This is a genomic window from Streptomyces sp. NPDC021012 (assembly GCF_044333355.1).
Taxonomy (GTDB): domain Bacteria; phylum Actinomycetota; class Actinomycetes; order Streptomycetales; family Streptomycetaceae; genus Streptomyces.
This window is the reverse complement of record NZ_JBIRQU010000010.1, coordinates 229407-248950: the sequence shown is the minus strand read 5'-3', so window position 1 is coordinate 248950 and position 19544 is coordinate 229407. Positions and strand designations below refer to the sequence as shown.

The 19544-nt window shown below is 72.8% G+C and carries 19 protein-coding genes; 10 read left to right on the top strand and 9 right to left on the bottom strand.

What is annotated here, in order from left to right:
* Nucleotides 1-41: 41 nt before the first annotated feature.
* Complete coding sequence (locus tag ACH4TP_RS29720; protein WP_398439630.1) at nt 42-752, bottom strand: response regulator; 711 nt, start codon at nt 750-752, stop codon at nt 42-44.
* Between the two features lie 17 nt (nt 753-769).
* Nucleotides 770-1948 carry a sensor histidine kinase gene (locus tag ACH4TP_RS29715; protein ID WP_398439629.1) on the bottom strand — a complete coding sequence of 393 codons (1179 nt, stop codon included), beginning with the start codon at nt 1946-1948 and terminating at the stop codon, nt 770-772.
* A gap of 224 nt (nt 1949-2172) precedes the next feature.
* Between ACH4TP_RS29715 and ACH4TP_RS29710 the strand changes: the two genes are divergently transcribed.
* Complete coding sequence (locus ACH4TP_RS29710; protein WP_398439628.1) at nt 2173-2937, top strand: DUF4232 domain-containing protein; 765 nt, start codon at nt 2173-2175, stop codon at nt 2935-2937.
* An 18-nt stretch (nt 2938-2955) separates the two neighbouring features.
* Here ACH4TP_RS29710 and ACH4TP_RS29705 read toward each other — a convergent pair whose 3' ends face one another.
* On the bottom strand, nt 2956-3606 hold the full coding sequence (locus ACH4TP_RS29705) for a nitroreductase family protein (protein ID WP_398183079.1): 651 nt from the start codon (nt 3604-3606) through the stop codon (nt 2956-2958).
* Nucleotides 3607-3692: 86 nt separating this feature from the next.
* Here ACH4TP_RS29705 and ACH4TP_RS29700 point away from each other — a divergent pair, with 86 nt between their 5' ends.
* Nucleotides 3693-4370 carry an IclR family transcriptional regulator gene (locus tag ACH4TP_RS29700; protein ID WP_398439627.1) on the top strand — a complete coding sequence of 226 codons (678 nt, stop codon included), beginning with the start codon at nt 3693-3695 and terminating at the stop codon, nt 4368-4370.
* 24 nt (nt 4371-4394) lie between these two features.
* On the opposite strand, the gene ACH4TP_RS29695 is transcribed toward ACH4TP_RS29700, so the two are convergent.
* On the bottom strand, nt 4395-4922 hold the full coding sequence (locus ACH4TP_RS29695) for a DinB family protein (protein WP_398439626.1): 528 nt from the start codon (nt 4920-4922) through the stop codon (nt 4395-4397).
* Nucleotides 4923-5058: 136 nt separating this feature from the next.
* Here ACH4TP_RS29695 and ACH4TP_RS29690 point away from each other — a divergent pair, with 136 nt between their 5' ends.
* Nucleotides 5059-5517: a group II truncated hemoglobin gene (locus tag ACH4TP_RS29690; protein ID WP_398439625.1), complete on the top strand. Its 459-nt coding sequence runs from the start codon at nt 5059-5061 to the stop codon at nt 5515-5517.
* Nucleotides 5518-5595: 78 nt separating this feature from the next.
* On the opposite strand, the gene ACH4TP_RS29685 is transcribed toward ACH4TP_RS29690, so the two are convergent.
* On the bottom strand, nt 5596-6234 hold the full coding sequence (locus tag ACH4TP_RS29685) for an SMI1/KNR4 family protein (RefSeq protein WP_398439624.1): 639 nt from the start codon (nt 6232-6234) through the stop codon (nt 5596-5598).
* A gap of 97 nt (nt 6235-6331) precedes the next feature.
* A complete protein-coding gene (locus tag ACH4TP_RS29680; protein ID WP_398439623.1) occupies nt 6332-8068 on the bottom strand; it encodes a lysyl oxidase family protein in 1737 nt (578 codons plus the stop codon).
* 413 nt (nt 8069-8481) lie between these two features.
* Here ACH4TP_RS29680 and ACH4TP_RS29675 point away from each other — a divergent pair, with 413 nt between their 5' ends.
* The 5 genes from ACH4TP_RS29675 to ACH4TP_RS29655 all read left to right on the top strand — a co-directional run bounded on the left by ACH4TP_RS29675 (nt 8482) and on the right by ACH4TP_RS29655 (nt 13914).
* Complete coding sequence (locus ACH4TP_RS29675; RefSeq protein ID WP_398439622.1) at nt 8482-9759, top strand: extracellular solute-binding protein; 1278 nt, start codon at nt 8482-8484, stop codon at nt 9757-9759.
* Nucleotides 9760-10073: 314 nt separating this feature from the next.
* Nucleotides 10074-10955 carry an alkaline phosphatase family protein gene (locus ACH4TP_RS29670; RefSeq protein ID WP_389233739.1) on the top strand — a complete coding sequence of 294 codons (882 nt, stop codon included), beginning with the start codon at nt 10074-10076 and terminating at the stop codon, nt 10953-10955.
* A 1-nt stretch (nt 10956) separates the two neighbouring features.
* Nucleotides 10957-12261 carry an MFS transporter gene (locus ACH4TP_RS29665; protein WP_398439621.1) on the top strand — a complete coding sequence of 435 codons (1305 nt, stop codon included), beginning with the start codon at nt 10957-10959 and terminating at the stop codon, nt 12259-12261.
* A complete protein-coding gene (locus ACH4TP_RS29660) occupies nt 12258-13283 on the top strand; it encodes a TolB-like translocation protein (RefSeq protein ID WP_398439620.1) in 1026 nt (341 codons plus the stop codon). The genes ACH4TP_RS29665 and ACH4TP_RS29660 overlap by 4 nt, the downstream gene beginning before the upstream one ends.
* A gap of 40 nt (nt 13284-13323) precedes the next feature.
* Entirely contained in the window at nt 13324-13914 is a 591-nt protein-coding gene (locus ACH4TP_RS29655; protein ID WP_398439619.1) for a YdcF family protein, read from the top strand.
* Nucleotides 13915-13933: 19 nt separating this feature from the next.
* On the opposite strand, the gene ACH4TP_RS29650 is transcribed toward ACH4TP_RS29655, so the two are convergent.
* Complete coding sequence (locus ACH4TP_RS29650; RefSeq protein WP_398439618.1) at nt 13934-14368, bottom strand: protein phosphatase; 435 nt, start codon at nt 14366-14368, stop codon at nt 13934-13936.
* Nucleotides 14369-14579: 211 nt separating this feature from the next.
* On the opposite strand from ACH4TP_RS29650, the gene ACH4TP_RS29645 reads away from it, so the two are divergent.
* On the top strand, nt 14580-16397 hold the full coding sequence (locus ACH4TP_RS29645) for a glycoside hydrolase family 15 protein (RefSeq protein ID WP_398183109.1): 1818 nt from the start codon (nt 14580-14582) through the stop codon (nt 16395-16397).
* A 62-nt stretch (nt 16398-16459) separates the two neighbouring features.
* Here ACH4TP_RS29645 and ACH4TP_RS29640 read toward each other — a convergent pair whose 3' ends face one another.
* Nucleotides 16460-17575: a methyltransferase domain-containing protein gene (locus ACH4TP_RS29640; RefSeq protein ID WP_398439617.1), complete on the bottom strand. Its 1116-nt coding sequence runs from the start codon at nt 17573-17575 to the stop codon at nt 16460-16462.
* Nucleotides 17576-17649: 74 nt separating this feature from the next.
* Nucleotides 17650-18429, bottom strand: coding sequence for an NAD(P)H-dependent oxidoreductase (locus ACH4TP_RS29635; RefSeq protein WP_398183115.1), 780 nt, complete (start codon nt 18427-18429; stop codon nt 17650-17652).
* 156 nt (nt 18430-18585) lie between these two features.
* Here ACH4TP_RS29635 and ACH4TP_RS29630 point away from each other — a divergent pair, with 156 nt between their 5' ends.
* Nucleotides 18586-19470 (top strand): helix-turn-helix transcriptional regulator, encoded by an 885-nt coding sequence (locus tag ACH4TP_RS29630; RefSeq protein WP_398439616.1) that lies wholly within the window; start codon nt 18586-18588, stop codon nt 19468-19470.
* Nucleotides 19471-19544 lie beyond the last annotated feature (74 nt).

Here is a 19544-nt window from a genome sequence, read left to right as displayed (position 1 = left end):
CGCTCCGGTCTCCGGACCGGGGCCCGCTTGCGGCCCGCCGGTCACGGCGCGTACGGGCCGCCCCCCGGTGCCACCAGCCCCGTCTCGTAGGCCAGCACCACCGCCTGGGCCCTGCTGGTCAGGTCCAGTTTCGCCATGGTGCGGTTGAGGTGCGTCTTGACGGTCGCCTCGGAGATGAACAGCCGTTCCGCGATCTCGGCGTTGGACCTGCCGGTGCCGGCCAGGCGCAGCACCTCCGTCTCGCGGGCCGTGAGCTGCTCGATCTCCGGCCGCCGGCCGCCGGGTTCACCGGGTGCCGACGTGCGGGTGAAGGCCTCCACCAGCCTCCGCGTCACGCTCGGCGCGAAGAGCGCGTCGCCTCCCGCGACCGCCGCCACCGCGGCGAGCAGTCGCTTCGGGCCCGTGTCCTTGAGGATGAAGCCGCTGGCGCCCGCGCGCAGGGCCCGGTAGACGTACTCGTCGAGGTCGAAGGTGGTGAGCATCAGGATCCGCGGCGGCGGACCCGCCCCTTCGGTGTCGTCGGCGTCGGCGTCGGCGTCGAGGATCCGCTGTGCCGCGTCGATGCCGTTCATCCGGGGCATCCGGATGTCCATCAGGATCACGTCGGGCCGCAGCCGGGCCGCTTCGGCGACGGCTTCCTCCCCGTCCCCCGCCTCTCCGACGACGGTCATGCCGTCGGTGGCCTGGAGCAGCCCCACGATGCCGGCGCGGATGAGGTACTGGTCGTCGACCACGAGTACCCGGATCGTCATGGTCGACCGCTCCCCCTTCAGCTGCCGGCCGGCGTCTCTCCTGCCGTGGCGGTGGAGGTCGGCAGTGTCAGCCGTACGTGAAAGCCCCCTTCGGGGCCTGGGCCTGTCGTCACGGCACCACCGTAGAGCTTCGCGCGTTCACGCATCCCGATCAAGCCATGGCCGCCCCTGGCGTCGGCTCCGGCCGGGTCCCTCCCCGGCCCGTCGTCCGTGACGGTCACCAGGAGGCGGTGCGGCTGGTAGCGCACCTGCACCACGGCGGTGGCCGGCCGCGCGTGTTTCAGTACGTTGGTGAGGGCCTCCTGCACCACCCGGTACGCGCACAGCTCCACTCCGGGCGGCAGCGTCCGGGGCCGTCCCTCCACGACCAGTTCGACGGGCACCCCGCCGGCGCGCATCCGGGCGGCCATGTCCGCGAGGCCGCCCAGCGTGGGCATGGGAGCGTACGTCTCGGGGGCGTTGTCCCCCGCGCGGAGCAGGGTCAGCATCCGCCGCATCTCCTCCAGCGCCTCGCTCGACGTGTCGGCGATGGTGCCGAGCGCCCTCCGGGCGGTGCCGGGATCGGTGTCGAAGACGTAGTCGGCCAGGCCCGACTGGACGGCGATCACCGATATGTGGTGGGCGATCACGTCGTGCAGTTCGCGGGCGATCCGCGCCTGCTCCTCGGCCACGGCCCGGAGCGCCTTGGCGTCGCGTTCCTCCTGCAACTGGGCGGCGAGCTCGGCCAGTCGCTCGCCGCGCCGTTCGGACTCGCGCGCGGACTGGCCGAATCTCACCAGTACCGCCGGGACGACGGCGCCCAGTGCCGCGGCGGCCGCCACCGAGCCGTGGGGGGCCGCGAACCCCCCGTACAGCCAGATGGCGCCGAGTCCCGCGCCGGCGGCGAGGGCCGTGCGCAGCGGGCGGGTGGACGCGACGGTGTAGAGGGCCAGTTGGGCGGCGAGGCTGTTCACGACCGGCCAGTAGCCGAGCGCGATGTACGCCGTCCAGAGGGTGAGGATGCCGACCGTCACCGCCTCCGGGTGTCGGCGCCGCCCACACAGCAGCAGGTGGACGGCGAGCGTCAGCAGGCAGCCGGGCGCGTCCAGCGGCGGATAGCCCTCGCCGGTGTCCTGGCGTCCGAGCAGGAGCGCGCAGCCCAGGACGGCCGACGCGATTCCGGTGTCGACGAGCAGGGGGGATCTGGGTATCGGCACCCGCGGACGCTGCATCGGCGCAGCCTATCGGCGGGCCGGCCGGCCGGCGTCAACCGTACGTGGTACCGCGGAAGGTGGAGGCGACGGCCCCGCCGCGCCGGGCTTCCTGCCGCGCCGGGCCTACCGCCAGGGTTTACCCGGTGTCCACCGGCGGGTTGACGCCGGGGCGAACGGCTGCCGCGTACCGTCTCGGCCATCGGCTTGGCAGACCACGGGGGAACACCATGCACACCGCCCGCAACACCTGGAAGACCTGTGTCCTGGGAGGCGTCGCCGTCGCGGCGCTCCTGTCGTCGACGGGCTGTCAGGGGAGCGATGCCGCCAAGGGGGCGGGCACGCCCACGCCGTCCGTCACGAGCGTGTCGGACAGTCCGAGCACGGCGGGCAGTCCGAGCGCGTCGAGCTCCGTCACCCCCGTCGACGGGGGTGACGGGGGTGACGGGAAGAGCCCGACCGCGAGCACGCGTACACCGGCCGGTGAACCGCCCGCCACGAGCGACGGCTCCGGGAACGGCGACTCCGGGAACGGGGGTTCCGGAAGCAAGGGCAGGACCACGGCGTGCACCGACGAGGACATCGCGGTCACGTCGAGGGCGGAGCCGCACGACGAGCTCCGGCACCTCACCCTCACGGCCACCAACATCGGCGACAAGACCTGCACCCTCTACAAGTACGCGCTCATCCGCTTCGACGAGGGCTCCTACGACGAGGTCGGCCCGCTGGAGTCCAACTCGAACGCCGTCGCCACGCTCGCGCCGGGCCAGAAGGCGTACGCGGGGATGCGGCTCTTCGTCGCCGGCGAGGAGACCCGCGCGGTGAAGACGCTGACCCTGGGCTTCCAGGGCCGCGACTCGGCCGACGAGATCGGCTCGCCGATCGACGTACCGCTGCCCGACGGGATGCCCTTCGTCAACATCGGGCCTACCCCCGGGGTCACCTTCTGGGACACCGACCTCAAGTCCGTCCAGAGGTTCACCTTCGCCAGGTGACGGCTCTTCGGAGGGCGGTCACCACCGGTCCCAGTGCAGGACCTGCCCGCGCGGGATCCGCCGGGCGGGGCGGAAGTCGGTGCCGACGGTGTACGCGACCGGGATGAAGGCCGCCTGCATGACCTCCGCGTACGGGATGCCGAGCGCCTCCGCGAACTCCCGCTCCAGCGGCAGGTTCCCGGTCGTCCACACGGTGCCGAGGCCGCGCTCGCGGGCGGCCGGCATGAAGCTCCACGCGGCGGGCAGGATCGACCCCCAGGTGCCGGCCTGGTGGGTGACGGAGAGGCCCTCGGTGCGTCCCTCGACGCAGGGGATGACGTAGGCGGGCACCTCGTGCAGATGCCGGTACAGGTGCTCGACGCCCGAGTACACCCGCCCCATCACGCCCGGCGCGACCTCGGCCCGGCGCACGTCCCGGGCTGGTAGCGGCTGGTGGGCCTCCGCGACGCCCAGGCCCGCCCGCCACAGGTCGGCGAGGAGGGCCCGGCGGGCCGGGTCGGTGACGATGACGAAGTGCCAGCGCTGCCGGTTGCGGCCGGTGGGCGCCTGGACGGCGAGGTCGACGCACTCCTCCAGGAGCGCGCGGGGCACCGGCCGGGTGAGGTCGAGCCGGTGGCGGACGGCGCGGGTGGTGGAGAGCAGGGTGTCGGAAGCGAGACCGAGATGCATGCGTTGAGCCTCGTACGGCCCGGACAGGGGCGGGAAGTCCGGGCTTCCACTGAGTGGAACCCGACCGGAGGAACAGGGGCGGGGAGTTGGGCGAGAGCGTGGCGGGGCGGCTCTTCTCGGTGCTGGACGCCTTCGAGGGCGGTGGCCCGGCAGCGCTGCGGCTCACCGACATCGCGGCCCGCACGGGGCTCCCCGCGCCGACGGCGCTGCGCCTGGTGCGGGAGCTGGTGGCGTGGGGCGGTCTGGAGCGCGGCGCGGACGGCAGGTACCGGCTGGGGATCCGGCTGCGGGTGCTCGGCTCGGCGGCGCCCTGCCCCCGGGGGCTCCTCGACGCGGCGCTCCCGGCACTGCGGTCGCTGGGGGCCCGGACCGGCGGCCACGCGGATCTGGCGGTCCTCTCCGCTCCGTCGGCGGGCGAGGTGCTCTGCCTGGTGAGCGGTGAACGGCCGCCGCCGCATGCGACGGCCTACGGGAAGGTGCTGCTCGCCGTCCCGCCGCCGGAGCTGCCCCGGCTCACCCGGCACACGGTGGTCTCCCCCGGCGTCCTCGCCGCCCAGCTCGCCCGGATCCGTGCGGCGGGCCTCGCGGTCTGCGCCGAGGAGTTCCGGCTGGGCGAGGTCACGGTGGCCGCTCCGGTGCGGGGCCCGGCGGGCACGGTCGCCGCGCTGGGCGTGACCGTCCCCACCGACGTCCCCCTGGCCCGGGTGACGGCGGCGGTCCGCGCGGCCGCCGCGCGCGTACGCCCTCCGGAGCCGTCGCCGTGACGGCGCCCCCGCCCGTACGGCCGCTCAGTCCCCCGTCGCCCCGTCGGTCCGCTCCCGCAGGAAGTCGGCGTGGCCGTTGTGGCGGGCGTACTCCTGGATCATCAGCATGTAGACCCAGCGCAGGCTGAGCGGGACTCCGCCACGGGACACGAAGGTCTCGTCGAGGTCGTGTCCGGCCGCCGCCGCGTCGCAGGCCGCGGTCTCGGCGCGGAACAGTGCGAAGTCCCGCTCCGCTTCGGCCGCGTCGACCCCGGCGAGCCCTTCGTCGCCGTCCGAGGGGCCGGTGAAGACGTCACCGACGTCCTCGCCCGCGAAGCTCCGCCGGAACCACCACCGCTCCACCTCCGCCATGTGCCGCACCAGTCCGAGGAGGCTGAGGTCCGAGGGCTCCACCGTCGTCCGGGCCAGCTGGGCCGGTGTGAGCCCGGCGCACTTGGCGAGCAGCGTCTCCCGGTGCCGGCGCAGCCAGCCTTCCAGCATCCGGCGCTCGGTCACCGTGCCCAGGTCGCTCAGCTGCTGGGTGCGTACGACCGAGGGTGCTGTCCATGTCATGGCCCCAACCTGCCCTCCCCTTCGCACGGGTTCAAGCAGGCGGGGGAATCCGCCTACCTCCTGAGCGAACATCCTTGGATCCGGGCCGTGTTGCGTGAAAGCTGGCAGGACACATCCCTGATCGCGGAGGCCTTCCATGAGCACCGAGCACACGAACACCCTGTACGAGGCCGTGGGCGGCGCCGACGCGCTGCACCGGCTCTCCGAGACGTTCTACGAGGGGGTCCTCGCCGATCCCCTCCTCGCGCCCGTCTTCGCCGACTTCACCCCCACCCATGTGGGGCACGTGGCCGTGTGGCTGGCCGAGGTCTTCTCGGGACCGGCGGATTTCACGGCGGAGCACGGCGGGCACCAGGCCCTCCTCCGCGCCCATCTCGGGCTCGGCATCACGGAGGAGCAGCGGCTGCGCTGGATGGAGCTGATGGCGGCGGCCGTGGAGAAGGAGCTGCCGGACGACGCGCTGCTGCGCCGCCGGGTGCTGGAGTACTTCGACTGGGGGACGCGGATCGCCAAGGACGTCTCCGCCTCGGCCCCGGGCACGGACCTCGGCGAACCCGGCCCCACCCCGCGCTGGGGCTGGGACGGTCTCGCCTGACCCCGTCGTCGGCAGCCGGCGTCCCCCGGCCCCGGAGCGACCGGTGCGGCTCCGGGGCCGGGGCCCGTGTGGCCGTGCTCAGGTCCTGATCTGCCATTCGAGGAAGTGGTGGCCCGATTCGTGTGCGTAGGGAGCGGGCCAGTAGTACAGAAAGGGGCCGTCGGTCTCCAGAGCCTCGGCCAGGGCCCGGAACAGTTCCGTCAGGCTGGTCGCCCAGAGCGTCCCGTCCAGGTCTCCCGATCCGATGCCCATCTCGTACACGTGGCCGTACGAGGGGCCAGGACGGTGGTCGACGAAGGCGACGCCGCCGTCGTTGGGGAGCGCGAAGGGCACGCAGCGGTCCAGGTTCACGGCCAGCGCGTCCTCCTCCCACAGGTCGGCGTCGATGTTGTCCTCGCCGACGCCCACGAGCACGTCGTACGTCGTCACGATGTCGTCCACACCGCTGAGCCGGTGTCCGGACGGAAGGAACGCGCCGGCGGGTGGAAGTCCGCGGGGGCCGGGGACGGCGTGGGCTTCGGCGACTCCGTCGTGCCGTTCGAGCAGTGCCCTGAGCTCCGGATGCAGGTCGAAGCCGAGCCGTGCTTCCAGCTCGACGAGCCGCTCTCGCTCCGCCGGCCTTCGCAGGGCTGCCCGGTCGGCAGGGGAGTTCGCCCTGAGCCACGACTCGAAACGACCCCACGCACGACCGAACGCGGCAACATCCACCTGTGTCATGCGCCGAAGATAGACGGTCGCACCGACAATGCGGTCCTGCCGGGGGCCGTGCGTGACCGGGCGGCCCGGTCACGCACGGGGCGCGTGTGGTGGGTGGTCAGTTCGCGTTCACGAGGTCGTGTGCGGGGACGGTGACGGTCCGTCGGCCGGGGGTGCCGCCGAGGACGACCTTGCGCAGGGCGCTGTTGTTGTCGAGGTTGGTCTCCTTCAGGCGCTTGGCGGGGTTGGCGAGCACCTGGATGTAGTAGGTGCCGTTGGGCACGTCCGTGATGTCGAACGACTGGCCCGGGAGGTCCTGGGTGTAGGTGTCGCCGGAGCCGACGTCGAGGACTTCGCGGACGGAGAGGGAGTTCTCCTGGCCGCAGGCGGTGGCGAGGTCGGTGTTGTACGGGTGCCAGTTGGCGTTCTTCACCGTGTAGTCGACGGCGTCGGTGTTGGCCAGGCAGAAGGCCTCCTTGCCGCTGCGGACCGCTTCCTTCTTGTCGGCCTTCAGCAGCCGGTAGCTGGCGAAGTCGGTGAAGTGCCAGTGCACGTGGCCGGGGCGCGGGTCCCACTCCATGGTGCCGGTGGGGGTGTAGCCGACCTGCTTGCCCCGGGCGTCGTAGAAGTACTGGTACGCGTCCATCGTGGCCTTGCCGGGCGAGCGGAAGCCGTCCACCACGAGCTGGGCCGGTCCCGCGTTCCACACGTTGGCGCTGAAGGCCAGGTAGTCCTTGCCGGGGACGTCCCGGTCGCCGTCGCTGATGGTGATGCCGTAGGCCGGCAGCGACCGCAGGTCGGGCTTGGGGACGTTCGGGACGGAGGGGGTCCCGGTGGGCCGCCGGGTCTGCGGCCCGAAGGCGGGCGCCCGGCGCGAGCCGTCCGTCTGCCCGGCGGTGTCACCGGCCCGCACGTCGGCGCGCGCGGCGGCCTGCTGCTTCTTCAGCGCCCAGGGCAGGGCCGGGGGCGCGGCCTTCAGCGGTCCGTGGCCGACGTTGTACGAGGGGCCCGCGCCGCTCGTCTCGGGAGCACCGGCCTGGGCGGGGGGCACCTCGTGCCCCGGCATGGGGTGCCCGGTGTGCCCCGTCCCGTGCCCGGCGTGCTCCCCGGCGGCCGACCGGGCGGGGCCGGCGCCCGCGCCCTCGTCCCAGCTGCGCTCCTGGACGGTGACCTTCACCGTCGCGGGCCTGTCGGCGATCCCGAAGAGGTCCCGGTACTTCTTGGCGATCCTCACCTTGGCCGTGTACGTGCCCGCGGCGAGCTTCACCGGCTGGGTGTAGGAACCGGCGTAGGTGTTGGCGGCCCAGCCCTTCTCGACGCCCCACACGGAACCGAGGGTGAAGGGATTGGTGGGGCAGCTCTCCGGATACTTCGAGGTGGCGGGCGCGTCGGGGCGGATCCGTCCGCTGGCGTTGTTCGGGCAGAAGCTCTCCGTCCGGCTGACGACCGCCTTGCCCGTGCTGTCGGTGACGGTGATCTCGGCGAAGCCGGGCAGTCCGGAGAAGTCCTTCACGGTGCCCTGGGGCAGGGTCCTCGTCCTGGTCCTGCCGCCCTCGGACACGGTCTGGGTGAGGGTCACCGGGTCCTTGTAGGACTTCCGGGTCACCTTGAGCTCCAGCGGTGTTCCCTCCGCGGTCAGGTAGGTGCCCAGGTCCAGGTAGACGCCCGGGTCCTCCTTCCAGGAGGTGAGCGTGACCGAGCCGGTCGCCGCGACGAGGCTCAGCCGGGGCCCCGTCGCGGCCTTCGCCTGCTCCGGCGTGGCGGCCATGAATCCCGCGGTCACGGCCATGGCGGCGACGGCCGTGGTCCCGGCGAGCAGCGGACGCCGCAGCCGGGTGGTGCGCGTAGTGGTCATCGTTCCCTCGTCCTCCGGGTGCTGTGGGAAGTGAGCGGGCCGCGGCCCGACGGGACGGAACCGCCGTCCGGCCCGAGCGGTACGAGACGGGTGCCGCGCCCGTGCGGTGAGAGGAAAGGAGGGAATGCGCGGTTGTCCGGAGAGTGGAATTCGTCATGATGTTGGCCGAATTACGTCTCTGCGGGGGCGGTCGCGGAAGACGGATCGTCAATGCGCCTCGGCGGAGTCGCTTTGGACGCCGTGGAAGGTTCTACGCGCGATGAAATGAGCATCGGCATATCGGAAGACACGAGGCGGAATCCCCCGTGTTGGAGTTATGCCCACACCTGTTCGCCAGGGGGCGTCATATGCCCCGGACCGGGAGATGATTTCGGGCGCACTGTCCAGAAAAGCAAAAGCAAGAGGAACAACCCATGCGACCAAGACCCTTCGGCATGACCGTCTCCGTGGCCGCATTCGGACTGCTGGGCTCCCTCGTCACCGCCTGCGGCTCGTCCGGGAGCGACGCGACGACGCTGCGTCTGGTGGCCCCCGAGTACGGCACCGGTCCGGCGACCGGCTCCAAGGCGTACTGGGACAAGCTGACCGCCACCTTCACCGCCGCCCATCCTGGCACGAAGGTCGAGGTGACGCTCTACCCGTGGGCCGATGTCGACCGCGAGGTCACCCGCATGGTCGATGCGGGCGACGCTCCCGACGTGGCCCTGATGGGCGCGTACTCCGACTTCGCCGCGCAGGACCGCCTGTACTCCGCCGACGAGGTGCTGTCGGTCGAGGCGGAGGCGAACTTCCTGCGGCCGCTGGCGGCGGCGGGCTCGGTCGACGGCACCCTGTACGGCCTGCCCTTCGTGGCCAGCAGCCGGCTGCTCTTCTACAACGAGGAGCTGTTCGAGAAGGCCGGGGCGAAGCCGCCGAAGACCTGGTCGGAGCTGAAGGCCGCGGCCGAGGCGCTGAAGAAGGAGGGCGTGCGCTACCCGTACGCCCTGCCGCTCGGCCCCGAGGAGGCGCACGCCGAGGCCCTGATCTGGGAACTGAGCAACGGCGGCGGGTACACCGACGACAGCGGCGGCTACAACATCGCGTCCGAGCGGAACGCGGAGACGTTCGACTGGATCAAGGACAACCTGGTCACACCGGGGCTGACCGGCCCGGTCGCGCCCGGCCGGCTCAACCGGCAGGACGCCTTCGACGCCTTCCTGCGCGGCGAGGTCGGCATGCTCAACGGCTACCCCTCGCTCCTCCACGAGGCGCGGGCGAAGGGCATGAAGGTCGGCACGCTGAGCATGCCGGTGTCGGACACGCTGGGTGACGAGCAGATCCCGCCGACGGCGGGCGTCGCCGACTGGATGATGGCGTTCAAGCACGACGGCAACCGCGATCTGGTCAGCTCCTTCCTGGACTTCGTCTACCAGGACAAGAACCTCAACGCGTTCGCGAACCGCTATCACCTGCTGCCGTCGACGGTGACCGCCGCCGAGGAGTCCGAGTCCACGGCGGAGGACCACAGCGCCGAGCAGTTCATGACGGCGCTGCGCAGCGCCCAGCTCTACCCGGTCGACGAGCCGTCCTGGCTCCAGGTCAGCAACACCATCAAGCGGAACATCGGGAAGGCCGTCGCGCCCTCCGCCGACCCGAAGGCCGTACTGGAGCAGATCGCCCAGCAGGCCAAGGACGAGACCCAGCAGAGGTAACGGCCTCCGGAACCCACGGGGACCGGCGCGGCGTCGACCGGACGCCTCTGTCGTCGCTCGCGAAGCACCCACAAGGTGCACGCGGACGGCGACCGCACCCGTCCCGGTGTCCGCTTCGTCGTCCCTGGGGCACTATGGAAGCAGCGGTGCTCACCGACGGCGCTCCCGGCGGAACCGGCATCCCCGACGCCCGGACGACAGGACACGAGACGTTTCCCGGGTCTTCACGCACTGCACCTTCAAAGTTGACATGCGCACTCCTAGCCTGCCGGTTGCACCGCTCCCGTAGCCATCACCCTCAACCGGAGGTAGTCGTGTCCGGCGCGCCCAGAAAACGCCGCACCGCCCTTCTGTCCGCCCTCGGCCTCGCCGCCGCCTCGATCGGCCTCTGGGCCGGCACCGGCGGCACGTCGCAGGCCCAGGCGGCGGCGACCGTCCCCACCCCCGACCACGTGGTCGTCGTCGTCTTCGAGAACCACGCCTACAGCCAGGTGATCGACAACTCCAGCGCCCCGTACATCAACTCGCTGAAGGCCGGCGGCGCCAACCTCACCCAGTCGTACGCCGAGACCCACCCCAGCCAGCCCAACTACTTCGCGATGTTCTCGGGCTCCACCCAGGGCATCACGGACGACTCCTGCTACACGCCCGGCTTCTCGTCCGCGCCGAACCTGGCCTCCGAGCTGATCGCCGCGGGCAAGACCTGGAAGAGCTACAACGAGACCCTGCCCAGCCAGGGCTCGACCACGTGCAGCAGCGGCAAGTACGCGCGCAAGCACAACCCCTGGTTCGGCTTCTCGAACGTCCCGACCTCCTCGGCGTACACCATGGCGCAGTTCCCCACGGACTACACCACGCTGCCGCAGGTGTCCTTCGTGGTCCCGAACCTGTGCAACGACATGCACGACTGCTCCGTCGGCACCGGCGACACCTGGCTGAAGAACAACCTGGGCGCCTACGCCACCTGGGCGAAGACCCACAACAGCCTGCTCGTCGTGACCTTCGACGAGGACAACCGGCTCGCCGGGAACAAGATCGCGACCGTCCTCTACGGCCAGCAGGTGATCCCGGGCTCGACGTCCGCGACCACGTACAACCACTACAACCTGCTGCGCACCATCGAGGACATGTACGGCACCACGCACGCCGGCCAGGCCGCCAACGCGACCCCGATCACCGGCATCTGGACGCCCTGACGTGTACGTAGCGGACAGTCGCAGCACCCCCGCGACGGCCGCGACGGCCGCCGCCCGGGACCTCGGTCCCGGGCGGCGCGCCGCCGTCGCCCCGACCGTGTTCGCGCTCGGCACGGTCAGCCTGGTCACGGACGTCTCCTCGGAGATGGTCACGGCCGTGCTGCCGCTCTACCTGGTCGCCGGGCTCGGCCTCTCGCCGCTCGGCTTCGGCCTGCTCGACGGCGTGTACAACGGATTCAGCGCGCTCGTACGGCTCGTCGGCGGCCATCTCGCCGACCGCGGCGGCCGGCACAAGACGGTGGCGGCGCTCGGCTACGGGCTCTCCGCGCTGTGCAAGCCCCTCCTCCTGGTGGCGGGCTCCCTTCCGCTGATCGGCGCCGTGCTGGCCGCCGACCGCACCGGCAAGGGTCTGCGGACCGCGCCGCGCGACGCGCTGATCTCGCTGGCGTCGCCCGAGGAGTCGCGCGGCCGGGCCTTCGGCGTGCACCGCGCGATGGACACCGCGGGCGCCCTGATCGGCCCCCTGGTGGCCTTTCTGATCCTCCGGCAGGCGGCGGACGGTTACGACGCCGTGTTCACGGTCAGCTTCTGCGTGGCCGCGGTCGGCGTGCTCGTCCTGCTGCTCTTCGTCCCCTCGCGTCCCCAGCCCCCGGCCGTGCCGGCGGAGGGCGCGCCCCGCGCCTCGCTCAAGGCCGCGGTCGGTCTGCTCCGGGTCCCCGACGTACGCCGACTCGCGCTGTGCGCACTGCTGCTGGGCCTCGCCACGGTCAGCGACTCCTTCGTCTATCTGCTGCTGCAGCGGCGCCTCGGCGTCACCGACCGCTGGTTCGCGCTGCTGCCGATCGGCACCGCCGCCGCCTTCCTGCTGCTCGCCGTGCCGCTCGGCCGGCTCGCCGACCGGGTCGGCCGCTGGCGGGTGTTCCTCGGCGGCCACGCCGCCCTGCTGCTCGTGTACGGGGCGCTGCTGAGCGGCTGGCAGAGTCCCGCGCTCCCCTATCTGGTCCTGGCCCTGCACGGCGGTTTCTACGCGGCGACCGACGGTGTGCTGATGGCCGCGGCGGCCGGTCGTGTGCCGCCCGAGCTCCGGTCGTCGGGGCTCGCGTTGATCCAGACCGGGCAGGCGCTCGCCCGGTTCGGCTGCTCGATCGCGTTCGGCGCGGCCTGGACCGCGTGGGGCGACCGCTGGGCGGTCGGCGCGGCGACGGCCCTGCTCGCGGTGTGCGCGGCGGCGGCGTTCGCCCTGCGGCCCGCCGCACAGGCACCGGCCCCGCCCACCGCCATGGCTTCGGAGGAAACACCCGTATGACCCTGCGCAACAAGCTGCTCGTCCTGCTCGCCACGCTCGTCGTGCTCGGCGGTGTGGCCGTCGCGTCGCTGCTGCACGCGGCCGGCCGGGCGGCCGAGAAGGACCGTCCGCAGGCGGGCGGCCCGGCGATCGGATCCGGGCGGGTCTCGCTCGCGGCCGGCGCCGACCGCCGGATCGTCTTCCGCAACATGGCCTGGGGTCCGCACCGCGACGAGCTGGTCACCGTGCCCGCCGGCTCCCCCTCCGGTCCGCGGACCGCGTCCGGGGTGAAGTGCCTGCGCTTCCACGCGGCCGGCGGCACCGGCGTCTGCCTCCAGGCGGTGCGCGGCGCGGTGGACGACACCTACCGGGCGGTCGTCCTCGACCCGGCCCTCAGGGAACGGGCCCACTATCCGCTGCCGGGCATCCCGACCCGCGCCCGGGTCTCGCCGTCCGGCCGGCTGGTGGCGTGGACGGTGTTCGTCGGCGGCGACTCGTACGCCAGCGCGAGCTTCTCCACCCGTACCGCCGTCCTGGACACCACGACGGGCCGGCTCACCACGTCCCTGGAGGAGTTCCGGGTGCTGAAGGACGGCAAGGAGTACCACGCCTCCGACACCAACTTCTGGGGCGTCACCTTCTCCCGCGACGACCGGCACTTCTACGCGACCATGGCGACCGCCGGCAGGACGTACCTGGTGCGGGGCGACCTGACGGCCCGTACCGTCGCCACCCTCCACGAGAACGTCGAGTGCCCCTCGCTGTCCCCCGACGAGACCAGGATCGTCTACAAGAAGCGCGTCGCGGGCGCCCCGACCGACGCGCCCTGGCACGAGTACGCCCTGGACCTGTCCACCCTGCGGGAGACCGCGCTCGCCGAGTCCCGCAGCGTGGACGACCAGGCCGTCTGGCTCGACGACCACACGGTCTCGTACTCCCTGCCGGGCGACTACGGCGCCGACCTCTACAGCGTCCCGGCCGACGGCTCGGGCGCCCCGAAGCGCCTGCTGACGGCGGCGCTGGCGCCGGCGTTCCTGGAGTGACGCGCCGGGAGCCCGCGGACAGGCCCTAGGATCCCCCGACATGCGAGCGTGGATGGTGCCGGCCGCCGGTGTCGCTCTCCTGGCCTGGGGCGAGTGGCTGAACCGGCGCTGGTCGAAGACCCTGGTCAACGCCGATCGTCAGGGTCCCGGGGCGGTGGTCGTGCTCGGCTACCGCAACCCGTCGGATTCGATCAACCTGGTCAACCGCTGGCGGGTCAGGGCCGGGCTCCGCTCCGTCGGTACGGACGACGGTCCCGGCACCGTGGTCGTCTTCAGCGGAGGGCCGGTGGGCAGCGACATCGCCGAGGCGCGGCTGATGGCCGAGTACGCGCGGTCCGTCCTCCGTTTCGAGGGCCGCGTCCTCGTCGAGGACCGGAGCAGGAACACCTGGGAGAACATCACCCACGTGGTCCCGCTGCTGGCGGACGCGCAGCGCATCGCGATCGTGTCCCAGCCGGCCCACGCGCTCAAGGCACGCGCGTACCTGCGCCGGCAGCGCCCTGATCTCGCCGACCGGCTCGTCCGGGGCGAGGACTACCGTCTCGGCGAGTGGACGCTGCTCAAACCGCTGCTGGCGGCGTACGGGCTGTGGTCTCTGCGCGGCATCACCGCAGCCGAGCGCGAGCTGTGACCCTCCCCGGGGGTGCCGCTCAGGCCGGGGTGAGGGCGCGCACGTAACGGCGCTGCCAGGGCGTCTCCACGGCGTGACGGTCGTAGGAGCGGCGGACGTACGCCACGGCCTCGGCGGGCGGGACGCCGTCGAGGACGGCGAGGCAGGCGAGGGCGGTGCCGGTACGCCCCCGCCCGCCGCCGCAGGCGAACTCGACCCGCTCCCCGGCCGCCCGCTCCCAGGCCTCGGCGAGGACCGCGCGGGCCTCGGCGTGATCGGCCGGCAGCCGGAAGTCGGGCCAGCGGAGCCAGACCGACGGCCACGGGGCCTCGGGCGGGCGGCGGCCGAGCAGATGGACGGCGAAGGTGGGGGCGGGGCCCTCGGGCAGGGGCCGGCGCAGACCACGGCCCCGCACGAGGCGCCCGGAGGGCAGCCGCAGCACACCGGGGGCGCCCATGGGCCAGGGGTCGGTCATCGCGCCACTGTACCGACCGACCGCGGGCGGCGTCCGGACGTCACGGGAGCCCGGCCCGGAGACGGAGCGGGCCCTTCCCGTCCGCCGGCGCCGCGGCCGGCGCGTGAGCGAGGCGCCTGTTCGGCGCAGTCGTGGTGGTCCGGAGGGCCGTGTCGTCGGAGGGTGGGGAGGAGGACCGTCTTCCGTCGCCGAGCCCACGAGGACCCCGCCGATGCACCGCTACCCGCCGATCGCCGACCACGGGCTCATCGGAGACCTGCAGACGTGCGCGCTGGTCTCCGCCGAGGGGGTCGTGGACTGGCTCTGCTCGCCCCGGTTCGACTCGCCCAGCGTCTTCGGCAGGCTCCTGGACAGCGAGCGCGGCGGTCACTTCTCCATCACCGTCGAGGCACCGGGTACGACGGTCCGTCAGCTGTACCTGGCCGACAGCGCGGTCCTGCTCACCCGCTTCCTCACCCCTGACGGGGTCGGCGAGGTGGCCGACTTCATGCCGCTCGCCGAGGACCCGGCCGTGCCCTCCGACCGGCACACCCTGATCCGGGTGCTGCGGGTGGTGCGGGGCACGGTCCGCTTCGCGCTGGAGTGCCGGCCGCGGTTCGACTACGGCCGGGAGGCCCACGAACTGGTCCTCGACGGCGCCACCGCGCGCTTCACCGGCGCCACGGCCGCCGCGCACCTCCAGGTGCTCGGCGCCGTCCCGCTGCGACGCGACGGCGACGACGTCCACGCCGAGGTGGAGCTGACCGCCGGTCGGCGCGCCGCCGCCGTGCTCACCCTGGACGCGCCCGGCGCCGAGCCGCCCGCTCAGGCGGACGAGGAGAGCCTGCGGGCCGCCTTCGACTCCGTGCGCTCCTTCTGGCACGGGTGGATCAGCCGTTGCCGCTACCGGGGCCGCTGGCAGCAGCAGGTCAACCGCTCGGCGATCACCCTGAAGCTGCTCACGTACGCCCCGTCCGGCGCGCCGGTGGCCGCCGCGACCATGGGCCTGCCCGAGCAGGTCGGCGGCGAACGCAACTGGGACTACCGCTACACCTGGATCCGGGACGCCTCGCTGTCGGTGCGCGCCATGGTCGACCTGGGCTTCACCGAGGAGGCGGACGCCTTCCGCCGCTGGCTGGGCGCCCGGCTCCAGGCCGGTGGCACGGTCAGCGGCGAGCCCTTGCAGATCATGTACCGGGTGGACGGCGATCCGCACCTGCGCGAGGAGGTGCTGGACCATCTGGAGGGCTGGCGCGGCTCGGCCCCGGTCCGCGCGGGCAACGGCGCCGCCGACCAGCTCCAGCTCGACATCTACGGGGAGGCCGTCTTCGCCTTCGCGCAGGCCCGCGACCTGGCGCAGCTGGCCGGCTACGACGGCTGGCTGCGCTTCGCCGCCACCGTGGACTGGCTGTGCGAGCACTGGGACCGCCCGGACGAGGGGATCTGGGAGACCCGTGGCGGGCGCCAGGACTTCACGTACAGCCGGGTGATGTGCTGGGTCGCCCTCGACCGTGCCGTACGGATGGCGGTCGAGCTCAGCCGCCCGGCCGACCTGCCGCGCTGGACCGCCGCCCGGAACGCGGTGCTGCACCAGGTGATGGAGCACGGCTGGTCCGCCGAGCGGCGGGCCTTCGTCCAGCACTACGGCAGTGACGTCCTGGACGCCTCGCTGCTGCTGATGCCGATCACCGGCTTCATCGCGCCGCGCGACCCGCGCTGGCTGTCCACCCTGGACGCGATGGAGAAGGACCTGGTCTCCGACAGCCTGGTCTACCGCTACGACCCGGCCGCCTCCCCGGACGGCCTGCGCGGTTCCGAGGGCACCTTCTCCCTGTGCAGCTTCCTGTACGTGGACGCCCTGGCCCGGGCCGGCCGCGTCGAGCAGGCCCGGTACGCCTTCGACAAGATGCTCACCTACGCCAACCACGTCGGCCTGTTCGGCGAGGAGATCGGTCCGACCGGCGAGCAGCTGGGCAACTTCCCGCAGGCCTTCACGCACCTCGCGCTCATCACGGCCGCGATGACCCTCGACGCGGCGCTGGACCGCTGAGGACGCCTCCTCGGACCTCCCTCTCAGGCCTCTGCCTCAGGCCTCTGCCTCAGGCCTCTGTCTCAGGCCACAAGGAGGCGGAGGCCCAGCTCGGCCGAGTCGAGGTCGGCGAGTTCGCGGTTGCGTTCGGCCCACCGGCCCGAGTCGAGGTCCTCGCGGAGCATGTCCACCGCCCGCCGTTCGGCCTCCGGCCCGACCCGGGTCCATATCGACACGGCGCGGCGCACGTGCTCCTCCAGGTACGCCTCCGGGCGGCGCCAGTAGGCCTCGAAGAAGCCGTCGGCGCAGTCCCAGGGGATCAGCACCGGCTCGATCCGGGCCCCGATCGCGTCCGCCAGTTCGTGCACCGAGGGGCGGCCGGTGACCAGGCCGGCGACCTCGGGCAGGTAGTCGCGGCTCAGCCAGAAGCGGTTGCTCCAGCCGGTGGCGCTGTCGTCGTGGGTGAAGACCACCACCCGCCGGGCCACGCGCCGCAGTTCGCGCAGCCCGGCGATGGGGTCCCGCCAGTGGTGGACGGTGCTGAACGCCATCGCGGCGTCGAAGGACCGGTCCTCGAAGGGCAGGTCCTCGGCCTCGGCGGCCACGCACGGCGCCGCGCCGGCGGGTCGCTGCGCCCGCATGACGGCCGACGGTTCCACCGCGGTCACCTCGCGGTCCGGCGGCTCGTACGAGCCCGTTCCGGCGCCCACGTTCAGTACCGTCCGCGCGTCCCCGAGCGCCTCCCAGACCCGCGCGGCGATCCGCGGTTCGGTGCGCCGCGTCGCCGGGTAGGCGGATCCGATGGTCTCGTACAACTGTGCTCCGAACGCTTTGAGCTGCTCCTCCGGTGTGGTGTCGATCCCCATGGCCCGTGCCTCCAGTTCCCCGTCGATGGCCGTCACCATGGCGGCGGCGCGGTCGCGCTGGTCGAGCAGCAGGCCGCGGAGCCGGTGCAGGCGCGCGACCGCGTCGGTGGCCGGGTCGTCGACGAGATCCGCGATCTCGCGCAGTCCGAAGCCCAGCCGCCGGTAGGCGAGCACCTCCCGCAGTCGCTCCACGTCGACCGCCGCGTAGGCCCGGTATCCGGCCGGGGTCCGCGCGGACGGTCGTACGAGGCCGATCTCGTCGTAGTGGTGCAGGGTGCGGACGCTCACGTCGGCCAGTCCGGCGACGCGTCCCACGGTCAGGTGTTCCTCCATGCCGGAGACGATGCGGCATCACGCCGCGTGAGGGTCAAGCGCACCGCTCCCGGTGGCCCGTCCCCCGGCGGTCCTCAGCCGCGCACGTGCAGCCCGAACCCCTTGCGTCCGGCCGGTTCCAGGCCCTCCTTCAGGAGCAGCGAGGGGATCTCGTAGTCGCCGAAGTTCTGCCGCCGGAACGCGATGGGCTCGGTCGACTCCAGGGTGAGCAGGCGCTGTTCCCACGCCTTGGCGGCGATGCCGTAGTCCTCGTCGGTCATGCGGTCGGTGCCGTACAGGACGAACGGGGGCAGGACGTCGAGGCCGGGGTAGTAGAGGATGCCGTGCTGGATGGGGAACAGCAGGTCGTCGATGGGGCCGTTGATCCCGCGGGCGGTGTAGTGCGACTCCGGGCCGCCGACGGTCACCGACAGCAGGGCCCGCCTGCCGGCCAGGGTGCCTTCGCCGAACCGCTCGCCGTACTTGGTGTCGCTGTGTTCGCCGACGCCGTAGGCGAAGCGGTAGGTGAAGACGCGGTCCACCCAGCCCTTGAGGATCGCGGGCATCGTGTACCACCACAGCGGGAACTGGAAGACGATCGTGTCGGCCCACAGCAGCTTCTCCTGCTCGGCCAGGACGTCCGGGGTGAGCGTCCCGGCGTCGAAGGCGCGGCCCGAGTCCAGGACGACCTTCAGCGGGCTGGACGCCTCGGGGCCGTAGTCCTCGGCGTCCACGGCCGCCTTCCAGTTCATCGCGTACAGATCGCTGACGCGTACCTCGTGCCCCGCGGACTCCAGGGTGGACACCGCGAGGTCCTTCAACGAGCCGTTGAGCGAACGGGGTTCGGGGTGGGCGTGGACGATGAGCGTCTTCACGGGGACTCCTTCGGATCGTCGGACCGGATGGCCCGGACGGCTTCGATCCTGGACGCCGGGGCGGCCGTCGTTCAGGGGCGCCGCTTCCGTCGGACCGGGCTTCCTGGTACTGGCAGGGCCACGTTCGCGGGCGTCGCCGAGGCCATACTGAGGGGCATGGACGATCTCGCGGGTTTTCTGCGGACCCGGCGTTCCCGGGTCGATCCGGTGGCGGTCGGCATCCCCACGGACAGCCGGCGCCGGGTCGCGGGGCTGCGCCGTGAAGAGGTCGCGCACCTGTCCGGGGTGAGCGTCGACTACTACGTACGCCTGGAGCAGGGGCGGGCGACGCAGCCCTCGGAGCAGGTCCTCGACGCGCTCGCCCGCGTCCTCGGCCTCGACGAGACCGAGCGCGGGCACCTGTACCGGCTCGCCCGGCAGCGGCGGCGTCCCGCGAGGACGCCGGGCCCGCGCCTGCGGCCGGAGCTGCTGCGGATCCTCGACCTGGTCACCGACGCGCCCGCGCTGATCATGAACCACCGTCTGGACGTCCTGGCCGGCAACGGTCTCGCCCGTCTCCTGTACGGGCGGCCGATCCCCGGCCTGAACACCGCCCGGCACATCTTCCTCGAGGAGGCCGAGCGCGGTCTGTACGCGGAGTGGGAGACGTGCACCCGCGATGTGGTCGGGCATCTGCGGCTGGCCGCCGGGAAGCACCCCGACGACCCGCGCCTGGCCTCGCTCGTCGGCGAACTGGCGATGGGCAGCGAGCGCTTCCGTCGCCTGTGGGCCCGCGCCGACGTCCGCGCCCGCGGGCACGGCCGCAAGGCCTACCGGCACCCGCTGGTCGGGCCGCTGGAACTGCACCAGGAGAACTTCGCGCTGCCCGACGGGTCGGGCACGGAACTGCTGGTGCTGTCCGCGGCCCCGGGCAGCCCCTCCGAGGACGGACTCCGCCTGCTCGCGGGCCTGGGAGCGGACGGCGGCGCCGGGCGCGGGCGGCCGGAGCGGTCGGGCTCCGATGCCGACGGAGGGGACGTAGGCGTAGTCGGCCGGAGCTGATCGGCTTCTCCCGGCGCCTGGTCCGGTAAGCGGCGTCGACGCGAGGGGGGTGCGTCGTATCGGCGGGTGGTCGG

Excerpts from the sequence above, each read along its gene's own strand:
- ACH4TP_RS29705 (WP_398183079.1), bottom strand. The coding sequence starts at position 3,606 with ATGCATCTCGGTCTCGCTTCCGACACCCTGCTCTCCACCACCCGCGCC.
- ACH4TP_RS29655 (WP_398439619.1), top strand. The coding sequence starts at position 13,324 with ATGCGAGCGTGGATGGTGCCGGCCGCCGGTGTCGCTCTCCTGGCCTGG.
- ACH4TP_RS29630 (WP_398439616.1), top strand. The coding sequence starts at position 18,586 with ATGGACGATCTCGCGGGTTTTCTGCGGACCCGGCGTTCCCGGGTCGAT.
- ACH4TP_RS29680 (WP_398439623.1), bottom strand. The coding sequence starts at position 8,068 with ATGACCACTACGCGCACCACCCGGCTGCGGCGTCCGCTGCTCGCCGGG.
- ACH4TP_RS29710 (WP_398439628.1), top strand. The coding sequence starts at position 2,173 with ATGCACACCGCCCGCAACACCTGGAAGACCTGTGTCCTGGGAGGCGTC.
- ACH4TP_RS29695 (WP_398439626.1), bottom strand. The coding sequence starts at position 4,922 with ATGACATGGACAGCACCCTCGGTCGTACGCACCCAGCAGCTGAGCGAC.
- ACH4TP_RS29640 (WP_398439617.1), bottom strand. The coding sequence starts at position 17,575 with ATGGAGGAACACCTGACCGTGGGACGCGTCGCCGGACTGGCCGACGTG.
- ACH4TP_RS29645 (WP_398183109.1), top strand. The coding sequence starts at position 14,580 with ATGCACCGCTACCCGCCGATCGCCGACCACGGGCTCATCGGAGACCTG.
- ACH4TP_RS29675 (WP_398439622.1), top strand. The coding sequence starts at position 8,482 with ATGCGACCAAGACCCTTCGGCATGACCGTCTCCGTGGCCGCATTCGGA.
- ACH4TP_RS29685 (WP_398439624.1), bottom strand. The coding sequence starts at position 6,234 with ATGACACAGGTGGATGTTGCCGCGTTCGGTCGTGCGTGGGGTCGTTTC.
- ACH4TP_RS29690 (WP_398439625.1), top strand. The coding sequence starts at position 5,059 with ATGAGCACCGAGCACACGAACACCCTGTACGAGGCCGTGGGCGGCGCC.
- ACH4TP_RS29720 (WP_398439630.1), bottom strand. The coding sequence starts at position 752 with ATGACGATCCGGGTACTCGTGGTCGACGACCAGTACCTCATCCGCGCC.
- ACH4TP_RS29660 (WP_398439620.1), top strand. The coding sequence starts at position 12,258 with ATGACCCTGCGCAACAAGCTGCTCGTCCTGCTCGCCACGCTCGTCGTG.
- ACH4TP_RS29650 (WP_398439618.1), bottom strand. The coding sequence starts at position 14,368 with ATGACCGACCCCTGGCCCATGGGCGCCCCCGGTGTGCTGCGGCTGCCC.